Origin of the sequence: Phenylobacterium sp. (genome assembly GCF_046463815.1) — a bacterium.
Lineage (GTDB): Bacteria > Pseudomonadota > Alphaproteobacteria > Caulobacterales > Caulobacteraceae > Phenylobacterium.
On the sequence record NZ_JBKBRO010000001.1, the window covers coordinates 1 to 14,775 of the forward strand.

At 69.5% G+C, this 14,775-nt stretch carries 11 protein-coding genes; 8 read left to right on the forward strand and 3 right to left on the reverse strand.

The window, feature by feature from the left end; translation table 11 throughout:
- Window positions 1-14: 14 nt before the first annotated feature.
- A complete protein-coding gene (locus ACK4TT_RS00005) occupies window positions 15-611 on the reverse strand; it encodes a hypothetical protein (RefSeq protein WP_410212073.1) in 597 nt (198 codons plus the stop codon).
- A 20-nt stretch (window positions 612-631) separates the two neighbouring features.
- Window positions 632-1,345, reverse strand: a complete 714-nt coding sequence (locus ACK4TT_RS00010) for a 2OG-Fe(II) oxygenase family protein (protein ID WP_409636068.1) — start codon at window positions 1,343-1,345, stop codon at window positions 632-634.
- Between the two features lie 280 nt (window positions 1,346-1,625).
- Between ACK4TT_RS00010 and ACK4TT_RS00015 the strand changes: the two genes are divergently transcribed.
- From ACK4TT_RS00015 to ACK4TT_RS00045, 7 genes are all read left to right on the forward strand, one after another.
- Window positions 1,626-4,544 carry a TonB-dependent receptor plug domain-containing protein gene (locus tag ACK4TT_RS00015; RefSeq protein ID WP_409636065.1) on the forward strand — a complete coding sequence of 973 codons (2,919 nt, stop codon included), beginning with the start codon at window positions 1,626-1,628 and terminating at the stop codon, window positions 4,542-4,544.
- Window positions 4,545-4,747: 203 nt separating this feature from the next.
- Window positions 4,748-5,107 carry a hypothetical protein gene (locus ACK4TT_RS00020; RefSeq protein WP_410212074.1) on the forward strand — a complete coding sequence of 120 codons (360 nt, stop codon included), beginning with the start codon at window positions 4,748-4,750 and terminating at the stop codon, window positions 5,105-5,107.
- Between the two features lie 41 nt (window positions 5,108-5,148).
- The gene (locus ACK4TT_RS00025; protein ID WP_409636059.1) at window positions 5,149-6,375 is read left to right on the forward strand and encodes a glycerophosphotransferase; all 1,227 of its coding nucleotides are present in this window, start codon (window positions 5,149-5,151) and stop codon (window positions 6,373-6,375) included.
- Between the two features lie 81 nt (window positions 6,376-6,456).
- Complete coding sequence (purL, locus tag ACK4TT_RS00030; RefSeq protein ID WP_410212075.1) at window positions 6,457-8,658, forward strand: phosphoribosylformylglycinamidine synthase subunit PurL; 2,202 nt, start codon at window positions 6,457-6,459, stop codon at window positions 8,656-8,658.
- Entirely contained in the window at window positions 8,655-9,809 is a 1,155-nt protein-coding gene (locus tag ACK4TT_RS00035; protein ID WP_410212076.1) for a DSD1 family PLP-dependent enzyme, read from the forward strand. The genes purL and ACK4TT_RS00035 overlap by 4 nt, the downstream gene beginning before the upstream one ends.
- Window positions 9,806-10,039, forward strand: a complete 234-nt coding sequence (locus ACK4TT_RS00040; RefSeq protein WP_409636051.1) for a hypothetical protein — start codon at window positions 9,806-9,808, stop codon at window positions 10,037-10,039. The genes ACK4TT_RS00035 and ACK4TT_RS00040 overlap by 4 nt, the downstream gene beginning before the upstream one ends.
- Before the next feature lie 193 nt (window positions 10,040-10,232).
- On the forward strand, window positions 10,233-12,908 hold the full coding sequence (locus ACK4TT_RS00045) for a TonB-dependent receptor (protein ID WP_410212077.1): 2,676 nt from the start codon (window positions 10,233-10,235) through the stop codon (window positions 12,906-12,908).
- Between the two features lie 35 nt (window positions 12,909-12,943).
- Here ACK4TT_RS00045 and ACK4TT_RS00050 read toward each other — a convergent pair whose 3' ends face one another.
- Window positions 12,944-13,423: a CinA family protein gene (locus tag ACK4TT_RS00050; protein WP_409636045.1), complete on the reverse strand. Its 480-nt coding sequence runs from the start codon at window positions 13,421-13,423 to the stop codon at window positions 12,944-12,946.
- An 82-nt stretch (window positions 13,424-13,505) separates the two neighbouring features.
- Between ACK4TT_RS00050 and ACK4TT_RS00055 the strand changes: the two genes are divergently transcribed.
- Entirely contained in the window at window positions 13,506-14,738 is a 1,233-nt protein-coding gene (locus ACK4TT_RS00055; protein WP_409636042.1) for a serine hydrolase domain-containing protein, read from the forward strand.
- Window positions 14,739-14,775: the final 37 nt, after the last annotated feature.

Genomic DNA, 14,775 nt, shown 5'->3' on the forward strand with positions numbered 1-14,775 from the left:
TCACCCCCCTCAGATCAGGGGGCGCCCACGATCCCGTGGAATCCGTGCCCACCATCGCGTGGAATTCGTGCCCACCTTGCCGTGGAATTCGTGCCCACGATCGCGTGGAATTCGCAGGTGTAGGCGGCGCGCCGCTCGCCCGCGCCCCGATCGTCGTGCAGGGTGAGGAAGTGGCCGGGGCGGTAGCAGGTGGCCTGGGCGTCGACCTTCACCACCATCTCGCCCGTGACCTCGTGGACAAAGTCGAGGAACGGCGGGCTGTTCAGGAATTCGGTGAGGGCGTTCAGCGGATGGTCGGGCGCCCGCCCGTCCAGGTAGGCGTCGATCATCGGATAGACGAGGTAGAGGTAGGCGAAGCCGTGCCCGGCCCGCCGCACCACCTCGGCGAGTTCGGCCCGCACCTCCGCCTGGGGCCTGGCCGCCATCGCCGCCTGATCCAGCACCACGTGCCCGCCGAGCGGGTTGGAATGGGCGAGCGACCAGGGCGTCGCCCGGTCCAGGACCGCCGCCAGGGTCTCGGCCACTTCGAGCGGGAACAGCCCCTCGATCTGCACGACCCCATCGCGGGCGTAGGCCGCGGCGTAGTCGGCGGCCCGCAAGCCCGAGCGCAAGTCCAGCGTCCCGCCCGCGTTCATGAGCGGAGGAACCAGCCGGTCAGCGACAGCCGCGGCTGGCCGGCATAGGGCGCCACCGGGGCCACCGAGTGGGGCCGGGGCACGCGGAACACGGTGAGCACGTTGAAGCGCGGGACGAAGCCCCGCTCCACGTCGCCGCGATCGTCGTGGAACAGGAGCTGGCCGCCCCAGTCCGGGCGCCAGCCGCGCGTGAAGCCCAGGGTGAAGGCGGCGATCCGGTCGTCGGTCCTGTGGGTGTCGTCGTGCAGGGTCAGGAAGTCGCCCCGCCGGTAGTGCGAGGCCTGCACGCGCAGCCCGGCCACCGGTTCGCCGACGATGGCCTGGGCCAGGTCCAGGAAGTCGCGCCCTTGCAGGAACTCGGTCACCCGGGCGATCGGCGCCTGCGGATCGCGCGCGTACTCGTCCTGAAGGGCGTAGCTGCGGTGGATGAAGGCGAAGCCGCCGGCCGCCCGTTTCACCGTCTCGCCCAGGAAGCCCCGCACCTGCTGTTCGCCGAAGCGGCGCATGACGGCGTCGTCGATCACCAGGGTCTGGCCGGTCTCGTCAGGCGCCACGATGGCGTAGGGCAGCCCCGCGAGCAGGTCGCCCACCCCCTCGGCCGCGGCGGGCTCCAGCAGGTCCGCGACCTGCACCACGCCGTCGCGACGGTACACATCCGCGTGCGCTTCGCCCCTCACGTCGGCGCGGATGCTGATCGTCGGCAAGGTCACGGAATCGCCCCTCCGGGGAACGGTTGGTTCGCCCTGAGCTATAGCAGGCGTATCGCCCCGGCGCGCCCTACCTCCAAAAGTGACCAAAATGTAACACAGGTACGTCTATTGACGTATTTTCAATCCCAGGACGTAACCACGCGTCATCACCCGCTTGACCGTAACTGCAACTGACCACACCCCGATAGCAGAGCTCGCCAAAGGGGTTGGCGGGGGGGCAGGTCCGCGCCGCTGCGACAGCGCGCGCGGGTTTGCGAGCTATTGTTTGGAGCACTCCAGAATGAAGAGATCTTCCAACCGCGCGCGCCTGATGGCGTCGACGGTGCTCGGGGCCGTCCTGGTCGCCGCGCCGGCGTATGCGCAGGAAGTCGAGGAGCTGGTCGTCACCGGGTCGCGTATCGCCCGTCAGGACCTGACCTCCGTCAGCCCGGTGGCCACCGTCGGCGAAGCCGAAATGAAGGCCCAGGGCGTCGTGAACACGGAAAACCTGCTGGCCACCCTGCCGCAAGCGGCTCCGGGCGTCACCGGCACCGTCAATAACGGCAACGGCGGCATCGCCACCGTCAACCTGCGCGGCCTGGGTTCGATCCGCACCCTGGTGCTGGTCGACGGCAAGCGCCAGATCCCGACCACCTCGACCGGCTCGGTCGACATCAACCTGATCCCGCCGGCCATGATCGACCGGATCGAGGTCATGACGGGCGGCGCCTCGGCCGTGTACGGCTCCGACGCCATCTCGGGCGTCGTGAACTTCATCCTGAAGCGCAACTTCGAGGGCTTCGAAACCCGCGCCGGCTTCTCGTCCACGGACGAGGGCGACGCCAAGATCTACGACTGGTCGGCCACCGCCGGCGCCAGCTTCGATCGCGGCAACGTCATGCTGAGCCTGGGCTACAACAAGCGCGAGCCCTTCTTCCAGGGCGACAGCCCGCAGGACAAGCTGCACCTGTCGCTGGGCGAGCCTCCGGCCAACGCCGCCAACCGCGCCCTCATCTTCTCGGGCTCCGGCTCGCAGGAAGACGGCCGCGTGAACCCGTTCGTGGCCGGCCGCTTCGTGACCCTGCCGGGCCAGCCGAACCTCGCCGCCAACTCGGCCCTGTTCCTCGCCGACGGCAACGTCCGCCTCTACGCGGGCGCGCCGGACACCTACAACTTCGCGCCGGTCAACTACGAGCAGACCCCGCAGGAACGCTACTCGGTGACGGCCATCGGCCGCTATGACATCACCGACACCATCGAAGCGACCCTGAAGGGCAACTTCGTCAACAGCCGGGTCACCACCCAGCTGGCGCCGACGCCGATCGGCAACCGGACCTTCCGGTTCACGCTCGACAACAACCCCTTCCTGACCGCCGCCGCCAAGCAGGCGCTGAACAGCCTGGGTTCGACGACCGCCTACACGATCCCCTCGTCGGCGTCCTGGACCGCCGGCACCTTCACCGACGTGGATTCCGACGGCGACGGCATCTTCGACACCGTCACCGGCGTGTTCAACCGCCGCCTGTCGGAAGTCGGCCCGCGCATCTCGAACTTCAACTTCTACGGCTTCCAGATGCAGGGCGGCCTGACCGGCAAGGTCGACGCCATCAACGGCCGGTGGGAACTGGGCCTGCAATACGGCAACACCCACGGCTCGAACTCGCTGCTCGGCGACACCAGCCTCCAGCGCATCCAGCAGGGCCTCCTGCTGAACGCCGCCGGCACCGGCTGCGCCGACCCGTCGGGCGGCTGCGTGCCGGTGAACCTGTTCGGCGCCGGCCGCATGAGCGCCGCGGCGGCGAACTTCATCTCGACCCGCATCAACTCGTCGCAGGACTTCGAGGAAATCATCGCCCAGGCCTTCCTGAGCGGCGACACCGAGAAGTTCTTCAGCCTGCCGGCCGGCCCGATCGGCTTCTCGATCGGCGCCGAATACCGGTCGGACGAGTTCGCGTTCCGGCCCAGCCAGGACCTCGCCGCCGGCAACCTGACGGGCTTCAACGCCTCGCCGCCGGTCAGCGGCTACATCGACGTCTACGAGCTCTCGGGCGAAGCCTACGTTCCGCTGCTGAAGGACATGCCCTTCATCAAGGAACTGTCGCTGGAAGTCGCCGGCCGTCTGTCCGACTATTCGTCGCAGGACAAGACGACCAAGACCTACAAGGTCGCCGGGGACTGGTCGATTAACGATGACCTGCGTCTGCGCGCGTCCTACAACCGCGCCGTCCGCGCGCCGTCGGTGGGCGAACTCTTCGCCCCGATCGGCAACGGCTTCCCGACCGCCACCGACCCCTGCTCGGCCCAGGGCAACCCAACCGCCGCGGTCCGTCAGGCCTGCATCAACTCGGGCGTGCCGGCGAACCTGGTTGGCGTGATCCAGGCCAATCAGCAGACCCAGACGCTCACGGGCGGCAACCCGAACCTGGCGCCGGAAGTGGCCGACACCTACACCGCCGGCTTCGTCTGGACCCCGGCCTTCGCGCCGGGCCTGTCGGTGACCGTCGACTACTTCAACGTCAAGATCGACGACTACATCGCCTCGTTCGGCGGCAGCACGGCCAACGTGCTGAACGTCTGCTACAAGAACGCGACGGTGAACGGGAACCCGGCCTCGCCGTACTGCCAGGCCGTGAGGCGTCTCGCCAACGGCAGCATCGACTACGTGTCGCTGCAGTTGCAGAACGTCGCCAAGAACGCCACCGAAGGCGTGGACGTCCAGGTCAGCTATCAGTTCGACCTGGCCGACGTCGGCCTGCCCGACTGGGGTTCGCTGGCGGTCCGCAGCCTGTACACCAACACCTGGAAGCTGACCTTCACGCCGGACGAAATCTCCGCGCCGCTGAAGTGCGCCGACAAGTTCGGCCCGAACTGCAACGGCGGCGGCACCGGCATCACGCCGCGCCACAAGGTCAACACCTCGGTGGTGTGGAAGTACAAGAACTACGGCGTCAACCTGGTGTGGAACCACCTGGACGACGTGACCGACGACAACCCGAACTCGAACTTCATCGTCGAGAAGATCGGGGCCAAGAACTACATCAACCTGTCGGCCGACTGGGCGGCGACCGAGAACGTCTCGTTCACCGCCGGCGTGCGTAACCTGACCCAGGAATCCTACCCGATCCTGGGCGGCAACGCCTCGCCGTCGAACAGCGGCTACCCGAACACCTACGACGTTCTGGGCCGCGTGTTCTTCGTGAACGGCACCCTGCGCTACTAGGAGAGAACGGCCGGCGGCCCCGCGCCGCCGGCCACGATTTGGGAAGGGGCGCTGCGGCGACGCGGCGCCCCTTTTTCTTGGCTCGGGCGCGGCGCCTTGCCGCAGGCCGAACGCCATCCCAACGACACAAAGCAAGGTCAAGCTACGGGCTCGGACAAGGCCGCCCCGGCGCCCGGCAGACGCGGCCACCGTCGAGGGACGCCATGCCGTTGGCCGTCGAGATTTTCGGCGCAGGGTTGCTGCGGGCATTGCTCGCGGCCGTCGCGTTCGTGCTCGTGCTCGGACCGCCTCTCGATTCCCTGGCGCGGGAGACGCCGCTCACTCGCGCGCCGACCGCCGCAGGCCGGCTGATCGCTGCCTTCGACGCCACCGACAACACTCTCAACCACGGACGCCACAAGGCCGCCGCCGGGGCTCACCACATCGCGCACGCCACCTCGCCCCAGGCGCAGGTCGTCACCTTCCCCACGCTGACCGAACGCGCCCTCGACTGGCGGCTCGCCGCCGACGCCGAGCTCCCAGGCGCTAACCCCGACGCCGCCTACCGACCGCCTCGCAGCTGAGCGCGCCCCACCGCCCGCACTCAAGCTGCAAGGAAACCCTCATGATCCCATCTGCCCAAGCGCCGCGCGCGCGTCCCCGCGTTTGCTTCCTCTACATCGCCCAGGCTCACCAGGTCCTGCACAGCCTGTCCGCTGCCTGCGAACTCGCGCTGGCCCGGCCAGACGTCCAGGTGGACGTCGCCGCAACCTCGGCGGAAGTCCTGGATTACGCCCGTCTCGTCGCCCGCCTCACCCGTCCCGCGCCCATCGGCTGGCGGCTGCTGGGTCCGCCCTGGCTGCAGGAGCTGAAATGGTTCGACGGTCTGCCGCCCAAGGCGCTGGCCCTGATCGCCAACGCGCCGCAGCTCGCGCGCTACGACGTCATCGTCGCTCCCGAACGCACCACCGCCCTCCTGCGGCGCCTGGGGGTCCGCGCGAAGCTGGTCTACACGCAGCATGGCGCGGGCGACCGCGCAGGTCCGTTCGAACCTCGGCTAGGGCGGTTCGATCTCGTGTTCGCCGCGGGCGTGAAGCAGCGCGACCGGATGATCGGGGAGGGCCTCGTGCGTCCCGAGCGGTGCGCCGTCGTGGGCTATCCCAAGTTCGACATCGTGGACCAGCTCAACCCCGGCCTCCCAAAGCTGTTCCCGACCGAGCGGCCGATCGTCCTGTACAATCCGCATTTCTCGGCGACGCTGGGCTCGTGGCCCGACTGGGGCCTGAAGGTGCTCAGGGCGTTCGCGCACCAGGACCGGTACAATCTGATATTTGCGCCCCACCTGCGGCTGTTCGGCGCACGCCCGGCGGCGGAGATTCCCGAGCTGGCGCCCTTCCGAGGGCTGCCGAACATCCATTTCGACACCGGCGGTTCGTCCGCCGCCATCGACATGACCTACACCCGCATGGCTCACGTCTATCTCGGCGACGTCAGCAGCCAGGTGTACGAGTTCATCCGCCGCCCCCGGCCCTGTGTGTTCCTCAATCCGCGGGGCGTGGCGTGGCAAGGAGACGATAGCTACAGACACTGGACCTTCGGGCCGGTGCTGAATTCCCCCGACCGCCTGATCGACGCGATCGACGCCGCCCGGTCTCACGGCCGCCTGTATCTGGCGGCGCAGCAGGCAGGCTTCCGGATCACCTTCGAGACAGACGACGGCCTCTCCTCCGAGCGGGCCGCCACGGCGATCGCGGGCCTCCTGCCGGACGCTCCGCGGCCTGAGACCCCGACGCCGCAGCGGCTGATCCGCCCGGCGCCGGACGCCGCCGCCCGCGGTCCGCTGCCCGTATGACCGCCGCCGTGGCGCGCCTTCGCGCCGGACGCCGTCGCAGGCCTATCGCGCGCGCGGCAGAGTCCGTTTAGAAGGCGCGCCATGAGCGCCCAGCCCGCAAAGACCATGGCCGAAAAGGCCGCCGAGTACGGCCTGAAGCCCGAGGAATACGACCTCATCGTCAAGCGCCTGAACCGAGAGCCGAACGACGTCGAACTCGGCGTCTTCTCGGTGATGTGGTCCGAGCACTGCTCGTACAAGAGCTCGCGCAAGCACCTGGTGAAGTTCCCCACCAAGGGGGCCAAGGTCATCCAGGGCCCGGGCGAGAACGCCGGCGTCATCGACATCGGCGACGGGCAGGCGTGCATCTTCAAGATGGAGAGCCACAACCACCCGTCCTACATCGAGCCCTACCAGGGCGCGGCCACGGGCGTGGGCGGCATCATGCGCGACGTCTTCACGATGGGGGCGCGGCCGGTGGCCCTGCTGAACGCGCTTCGCTTCGGCGACCCCAGCCACCCGAAGACGAAGCGGCTCGTGGCGGGCGTGGTGGCCGGCATCGGCGGCTACGGCAACTGCGTGGGCGTGCCCACCGTGGCGGGCGAGACCAACTTCCACCGCGGCTACGACGGCAACATCCTGGTCAACGCCATGTGCGTGGGCCTGGCCGACGCCGACAAGATCTTCTACTCGGCCGCGCCGGCCCCGGGCCTGCCGGTCGTCTACTTCGGCTCCAAGACCGGGCGCGACGGCATCCATGGCGCCACCATGGCCTCGGCCGAGTTCGACGACGCCTCGGAGGAGAAGCGCCCGACGGTGCAGGTCGGCGACCCCTTCGCCGAGAAGCTGCTGATCGAGGCGACCCTGGAGCTCATGGCCTCGGGCGCGGTGGCCGCGATCCAGGACATGGGCGCGGCCGGCCTCACCTCCTCCTCGGTCGAGATGGCCGGCAAGGGCGGCGTCGGCATCGAGCTCGACCTCGACGCCGTGCCCCAGCGCGAGGAAGGCATGACCGCCTACGAGATGATGCTGTCCGAGAGCCAGGAGCGCATGCTGGCGATCCTGAAGCCCGGCCGCGAGGCCGACGGCCGGCGCATCTTCGAGAAGTGGGGCCTGGACGCCGCGATCATCGGCAAGACCACCGAGACCGGCCATCTGGTGCTCAAGCACAAGGGCGAGACCGTGGCCGACGTGCCGCTGGCGCCCCTGTTCGACGACGCCCCGCTCTACGACCGCCCCTGGGTCGCGCCCAAGGCCGAACCGCGCCTCGATCCCGCCGACGTCCCGCCGCCGGCCGACTGGGCCGGCGCGGTGCTCAAGCTGATGAGCGCCCCCGACATGGCCTCCAAGCGCTGGCTCTGGGAGCAGTACGACCGCCACGTCATGGCCGACACCCTGGAGGATAGCGCCACCGGCGCCGACGCCGGGCTGGTGCGCGTTCATGGGACCCGCAAGGCGCTGGCCGTCACCTCCGACGTCACGCCGCGCTATGTCCAGAACGATCCCTACGAGGGCGGCAAGCAGGCCGTGGCCGAGGCCTGGCGCAACCTGACCGCCGTGGGCGCCGAGCCCATTGCCATCACCGACAACCTCAATTTCGGCAATCCCGAGCGGCCCGAGATCATGGGCCAGATCGTCCGCGCCATCGAGGGCATGGCGGAAGCCTGCCGCGACCTGGACTTCCCGGTCGTGAGCGGCAACGTCAGCCTCTACAACGAGACCAACGGCGTCGCCATTCCGCCGACCCCGACCGTGGGCGGCGTCGGCCTGATCGGCGACTATGCCCGCCACGCCGACTATTCGAACCTGAAGGCCGGCGAGACCCTCGTGCTGATCGGCGAGACGAAGGGGGAGCTCGGCGCGTCCATGTACCTGCGCGAGGTGCTGGCCCGCGAGGACGGCGCCCCGCCGCCCGTGGACCTGGCCGTCGAGCGCCGCAACGGCGACTTCGTCCGCAGCCTGATCGTGGCCGGCAAGGCCGCGACCGTCCACGACCTTTCCGACGGCGGCCTGATGGCGGCGGCCTGCGAGATGGCGCTGGCTTCCAATGTCGGCGTCCGCCTGACCGTCCAGGGGATGGCCCATGCGATCCTGTTCGGCGAGGACCAGGCCCGTTACCTGATCGGCACGTCCGCCCCCGACGCCATCCTCGCCGCCGCCAAGGCCGCCGGCGTCCCCGCCCAGGCGGTGGGCAAGGCCGAGGGCGACGCCGTCGCCGTGGACGGCCTCTTCACCCTGCCGCTGGCCGACCTGCGCCAGGCCCACGAGGGCTGGATGCCCGCCTACATGGGCGAGCCCGCGTGACCTCCGGCCTGGGCGCGCTGGCCGACCACCCGCACGTCGCCCAGGCGCTCGCCCTGATCGGCCGCCCCGGGTCGCGCCACGCGATCCCGACGCCCGCGGCGGTCCTCGACCTCGACGCCTTCGAAGCCAATGTGGCGAGGATGGCCGAGCGGGCCCGGGTGGCCGGGCTGGCGCTCCGGCCCCACGCCAAGTCCCACAAGTGTTCCTGGATCGCGCGCCGCCAGATCGAGGCCGGCGCGGCCGGCGTCTGCTGCGCCAAGCTGGCCGAGGCGGAAACCCTGGCCGGGGCGGGGATCGAAGCGATCCTCGTCACCTCGCCCGTCGCGGGCGAAGGCCCTGCCCGCCGCGCCGCCGCCCTGGCCGCACGCCTCGCCGATTTCCGAATGGTGCTGGATCACCCGGACGGCGCCGCCGAACTGGGCGCGGCCGCGCAGAGCCCGGTGCAGGTGCTGATCGACGTGGACGTGGGCCTGGGCCGCACCGGCGTCTCCGGCCCCGGCCAGGCGCTGGCGGTCGCGAGGGCCGTCGCCGACCAGCCGAACCTGCGCCTGATCGGCCTGCAGGGCTACGGCGGCCATTGGCAGCACATGCCGGGCGCCGGGGCCCGCGCCATGGCCGTGGCCGAGGGCATGGCGCGCCTGAGCGCGGTCCGCGCGTCCCTGGAGGAGGTCGGCTTCGAGATCGCCGTCGTCACCGGCGGCGGCACCGGCACCTTCGCCACCGACGCGGCGCTGGGCGTGCTGACCGAGGTCCAGCCCGGCTCCTACGCCTTCATGGACCGCGAGTACCGCGAGGCCCTTGGCGATGACCCCGACGGCGCCTTCGCCCAGAGCCTGTCGGTCGCCGCCACCGTCATCAGCGCCAACCATCCGAAGTGGGTGACGGTGGATGCGGGCCTCAAGGCGCTGGCCACCGACGGCCCCCTGCCCTACCCGCTGACGCCGAAGTTCGCCGGCTGCGACTTCCGATTCTTCGGCGACGAGCACGGCCTGCTGATGCGGCCCGACGGGCCGGTGACACGCGGCGAACGGGTCGAGCTCGCCCCTGGCCATATCGATCCCACGATGGATCGCTACGATATTCTCCACCTCGTCCGGGGCGACGTGCTGGAAGCCGTCGTTCCCCTGGAAGCCCGCGGAGCGAGCCAATGAGCGATCCCGACCGCCAGGTCCTCGTCCGCCTGGCCGCCCACGAGGTGCTGCTGCGCCGCCTGATCGCCGAGCTGGAGATCGAGCTGCCCGGCTTGATCGACACCCTCTCCGGACCCTACGAGACAGCCGCCCGCCCCGACGAGGCGTTCCAGGCCTTCGTGGCCGAGGTGGACGACCACGTGAGCCTGCTGCTCAGCCGCATCCGCGCCGATCTCGCCGCCCGCGACTGAGCCGCCGGCGCCTCGATCCCGGTCAGGGCCGGCCCATTGTCCAGGCGCCGCAGGCGCCACCTCGACGTGCGCCGGGCGCAGTCATCAAGCTTTGCCTTAATTTTCAAGCCCCCGTCACGGAGCGCCCCTAACGCCGGTTCCACCCGGCCGGGATCGATTCACGAAACCCTCCCGGCGGCTGGAGCAACGCAACATGCATCATCCCAGGAAGACGCTCGCCGCGGGCGCGGCGTCCGGCGTCATAGCCTTCGTGCTGCTCGGCGGCGCGGCCCACGCCCAGGACGGGACCCAGGAGGGCGCCGTCGACGAGGTGGTCGTCACGGGTTTCCGCGGCTCGCTGGTGGCCGCGCGCGAGTTGAAGCGCGACGCCGAGATCGCCTCGGACGTGATCGTGGCCGAGGACATGGCCAAGTTCCCCGACCTCAACCTGGCCGAGTCCCTGCAGCGCCTTCCGGGCGTGGCTATCAACCGCGAGGGCGGCGAGGGCCGGCGCGTGAGCCTGCGCGGCCTCGGCCCCGACTTCACCCGCGTCCAGCTCAACGGCATGGAGGTGCTGGGTAACGTCGACAGCCCGATGGACAGCCGCGGCCAGACCTCTCGCGACCGGGCCTTCGACTTCAACGTCTTCGCCTCCGAGCTCTTCACCAAGGTCGAGGTGCGCAAGTCGTTCTCGGCCGAGCAGGACGAGGGCGGCATGGCCGGCACCGTCGGCCTCTACACCGCCAAGCCCTTCGCCTACGACGGCACGCGCGCGGCGCTCTCCGTCCAGGGCGGCACCAACTCGGCCACCGAGGACTTCCAGCACCGCCTCGCGGGGATGCTCAGCAGGAACCGGGACGACCGGTTCGGCATCCTCGTCTCGGCGGCCTGGTCGAAGCGCGAAACCGAGGAGCAGGGCTACAACACCTATACCGCCAGCCCCATCGGCCCGGGCGCCACAGACCTTTCGCCGCTCAGCGCCGCCGACCGCGCGAAGGTGCAGTCGGGCACGCTGGTCTTCCAGCGCGGCAACCGCCTGTCGGTTTGGGGAGCGGACCAGGAGCGCCTGGGCCTCACCGCCGCCGTGCAGTGGCGACCGCTCGACACGCTCACCCTGACGCTGGACGGCCTCTACGGCGAATTCACCAACGACCGCAGCGAGCTGCACCTGGCCACCCGCGCCTCGCAGGGATCCACGATCCTGGGCGGGACGGTCCGGCACTCGGGGATCACCAGCCCGCCGCCCCGCCTCAACGCCGTGCGCTGGGACGAGTACAACTCGGTCCTCTACGCCGACGTGGACAACACCGTGTTCGCCACCGAGACCCGCCGCCAGGAGACCAAGAACACCTTCCAGCAGGTGGTGTTCACCGGCGAATGGGAGCTCACCGACCGGCTGAAGGTCGACGGCCATCTGGGCCACGAGCAGTCCGACTACGACATCCCGATCTCGGACAAGTTCTACACCGAGGCGTTCGGCGGCCTGATCACCGACTACAGCGCCGATGGCCGGGACGCGCGCAACACCTACAAGTGGGACACCACCGACCCGAACAACTTCCGGGCCCACGAGATCGACTTCTCGGCCACCTACCAGAAGACCCGTCTCGACAACGCCGAGCTGAACCTGGCGTACGAGTTCAGCGACGCGGCCACCCTGAAGGTCGGCGGCTCGTTCCGCAGCTTCCGCAACTCCGGCTATTCGCAGTCGACCGACGACCTTCTGAAGACGCCGTGGGAAACCGGCGCGCTCGATGACCGGGTGAACGACTACTACAAGATCTTCGACAAGCACGACGACCAGTCCTGGGTGATCGTCGACTGGGACAAGGCCCTGGCCAAGTACGGCGTCACGCGGACGCTGGGGGCGCCGCGCTCGATCTATTCGGTCGACGAGGACACCACCGCCGGCTACGCCCAGCTCGACTGGCGCACCGAGGTGGGCGGCATGACCCTGCGCGGCAACGTCGGCGCGCGCGTGTACGAGACGGAACTCACGTCCTCAGGCGTGGCCAACGTCGGCCCGGTGACGGTCAGCAACACCTATTCGGGCGTGCTGCCGGCCCTCAACGCCGTGCTGGAGGTGACCCCGCAGCTCCAGATCCGCGCCTCGGCGGCCCAGAACATCAACCGCCCCTCGCTGGGCTCCTACGCCATGAACGGCTCGGTGAGCCGCGACGCCAACTCGGGATTCGTCACCGTCAGCATGGGCAACCCCGAGCTCGATCCCTACACCTCGGACGAGTACGACGCGGCAGCCGAATGGTACTTCGGCGAGGTCGGCATGGTGGCCGCCGGCGTGTTCCACAAGAAGATCGACGGCCTGGTGGTCAGCCAGCGGGTCACCAACGTGCCCTATTCGTCCACCGGCCTGCCGGACAACCTGCTCCCGGGCGTCGGCGGCTCGACCAACGTCGACGAGTTCAACCGGCCCATCAACCTCAACGACGCCGAGATCACCGGCCTGGAGTTCAGCCTTCAGACGGACTTCTTCTTCCTGCCGGGGGTGCTGAAGGACCTGGGCGTGGTGGCCAACATCACGTTCATCGACTCCAAGACCACCTACCCGAACGGCCAAACAGGCCCGATCTGGGGGATGAGCGACCTCACCCACAACGTCACGCTCTATTACGAGACGGCCAGGTGGGGAGCCCGGGTGTCGTCCAACTACCGCTCGGACTATCCCATCGACCAGGGCGGCTTCCGGGCCACCACCTATGTCGACGCCGCGGCCTTCTACCAGCTGACCGACAGGGTGCGGCTGACCTTGGACGCCATCAACCTCACCGACGAGCGGGAAATCCAGTACAACGGCGCCCAGGCCAAACGGCTGTGGAACGAGACCTCCAGCGGCCGGACGGTGTTCGTGGGGGCGAACATCCAGTTCTGATCCTGAGGGCGGAGGGGCGTCCGCGCGGGCGCCCCTCAGTCCATCGCCCGCCGGAGCAGCTCCAGCGCCGCGGCCGCGAAGGCCCGCATGTTGGCGCTCCGGTCGGCCTCGCCGGTCTCGATGGTCAGCACCGCCTCTACGGGTCCGGACACCGCCACGCAGGTGTGACCTGGCGCATCGCCATAGGGATTGCCGGTGGGCCCCGCGGCCCCGGTCTCCGAGACGCCCCAGGCGGCGCCGAACCGCTCGCGCGCGTTGCGGGCCAGCAGCAGGGCGTAGGGTTCGCTGGCCGAGCGCATGCCGGCCAGGGCCTCCTTGGGGATTTCCGTCAGCAGCACCCGGGCCCTGGGCGTGTAGACCACCGCCCCGCCGAGGTAGTAGGCGCTGGCGCCGGGGACGCTCAGCAGGGCCGCCGAGATCAGGCCCCCGGACGAGCTCTCGTTCACGGCGACCGTCTCGCCGCGCGCCTTCAACCGTTCCCCGATCCCGGCGCCCAGCGCCTCCAGCTCGTCCATTCCGCTTTCCCTCGACGTACCCGGTTATCGGCGTTCATGATGGCCCGACAAGAAGCCAAGACGATAGTGCGGGAGGATGACGATGGACGCCCAATCCCAGTGGACCGGCCTCGACGCGGGGCGGCTCGAACGCATCGGCGACCATCTGGAGCGGAACTACATCGCACCGGGCAAGATCGCGGGCTGCCAGGTGGCGGTCGCCCGCCACGGGCACGTCGCCTACTTCAAGTCCTTCGGCCTGATGGACCGGGAACGGGGCAAGCCCACCACGGACGACACCCTCTACCGCATCTATTCCATGACCAAGCCGATCACCTCGGTGGCGCTGATGACCCTCTACGAGCAGGGCTATTTCCAGCTCAACGACCCGGTGAGCCGCTTCGTGCCCTCGTGGAAGGAGCACCGCGTCTGGGCCGCGGGCGAAGGCGACACCATGCAGACCGAGCCCGCCCGCCGGCCGGTCAGCTTCAAGGACGTGCTCACCCACACCGCCGGCTTCACCTACGGCGGCGGCCTGCCGGGCGTGGGCATCCAGCACCCGATCGACCAGATCTACCGCGACCTCAAGGTCCGCTCGTTCGGCAGCGCCGACAGCATGCAGACCTTCATGGAAAAGATGGCCCAGGTCCCCCTGCGCTATCAGCCGGGGTCGGCCTGGATGTATTCGCTGGCCACCGACGTCTGCGGCGCGCTCGTCGAGATCGTCTCGGGCAAGCCCTTCGCCCAGTACCTCCAGGAGACCATCTTCGATCCGCTGGGCATGACGGACACCGCCTTCAGCGTGCCGGCCGACAAGCAGGCCCGCTTCGCCGCCAACTACCAGCGCATGCCCGACAAGACGCTGAAGCTGATCGACGACCCCGAGACCAGCCACTACCTGACCGAGCCGGGTTTCAAGTCCGGCGGCGGCGGCCTGGTGGGGACCACCGCCGACTACCTGCGCTTCTGCGAGATGCTGCGCCGAGGCGGCGAGCTGGACGGCCACAGGGTGCTGGGCCCGCGCACGCTCGAGCTCATGCACATGAACCACCTGCCGGGCGGCCAGGACCTGGCCCAGGTCGCCCTGGGCTCATTCTCCGAGACCTCCAACGAGGGCGTGGGCTTCGGCCTGGGCTTCGCCTCGACCATGAGCCAGGTGCGGACCGCGACGCTCGGCGCTGGCGACTACTACTGGGGCGGGGCGGCCTCAACGATCTTCTGGGTCGATCCGAAGGAAGACCTCTGCGTGGTCTTCATGACCCAGCTCATGCCCTCGGCGACCTTCAACTTCCGGGGCCAGCTCAAGAGCCTGGTGTATTCGGCGATCATCGACTGAGCCTGCTGACAGGACTTGGCGGCAGGGCCCTGCTAGT

Coding starts and splice junctions, on each gene's coding strand:
- ACK4TT_RS00015 (WP_409636065.1), top strand. CDS start 1,626: ATGAAGAGATCTTCCAACCGCGCGCGCCTGATGGCGTCGACGGTGCTC.
- ACK4TT_RS00020 (WP_410212074.1), top strand. CDS start 4,748: ATGCCGTTGGCCGTCGAGATTTTCGGCGCAGGGTTGCTGCGGGCATTG.
- ACK4TT_RS00025 (WP_409636059.1), top strand. CDS start 5,149: ATGATCCCATCTGCCCAAGCGCCGCGCGCGCGTCCCCGCGTTTGCTTC.
- purL (WP_410212075.1), top strand. CDS start 6,457: ATGAGCGCCCAGCCCGCAAAGACCATGGCCGAAAAGGCCGCCGAGTAC.
- ACK4TT_RS00040 (WP_409636051.1), top strand. CDS start 9,806: ATGAGCGATCCCGACCGCCAGGTCCTCGTCCGCCTGGCCGCCCACGAG.
- ACK4TT_RS00045 (WP_410212077.1), top strand. CDS start 10,233: ATGCATCATCCCAGGAAGACGCTCGCCGCGGGCGCGGCGTCCGGCGTC.
- ACK4TT_RS00050 (WP_409636045.1), bottom strand. CDS start 13,423: ATGGACGAGCTGGAGGCGCTGGGCGCCGGGATCGGGGAACGGTTGAAG.
- ACK4TT_RS00055 (WP_409636042.1), top strand. CDS start 13,506: ATGGACGCCCAATCCCAGTGGACCGGCCTCGACGCGGGGCGGCTCGAA.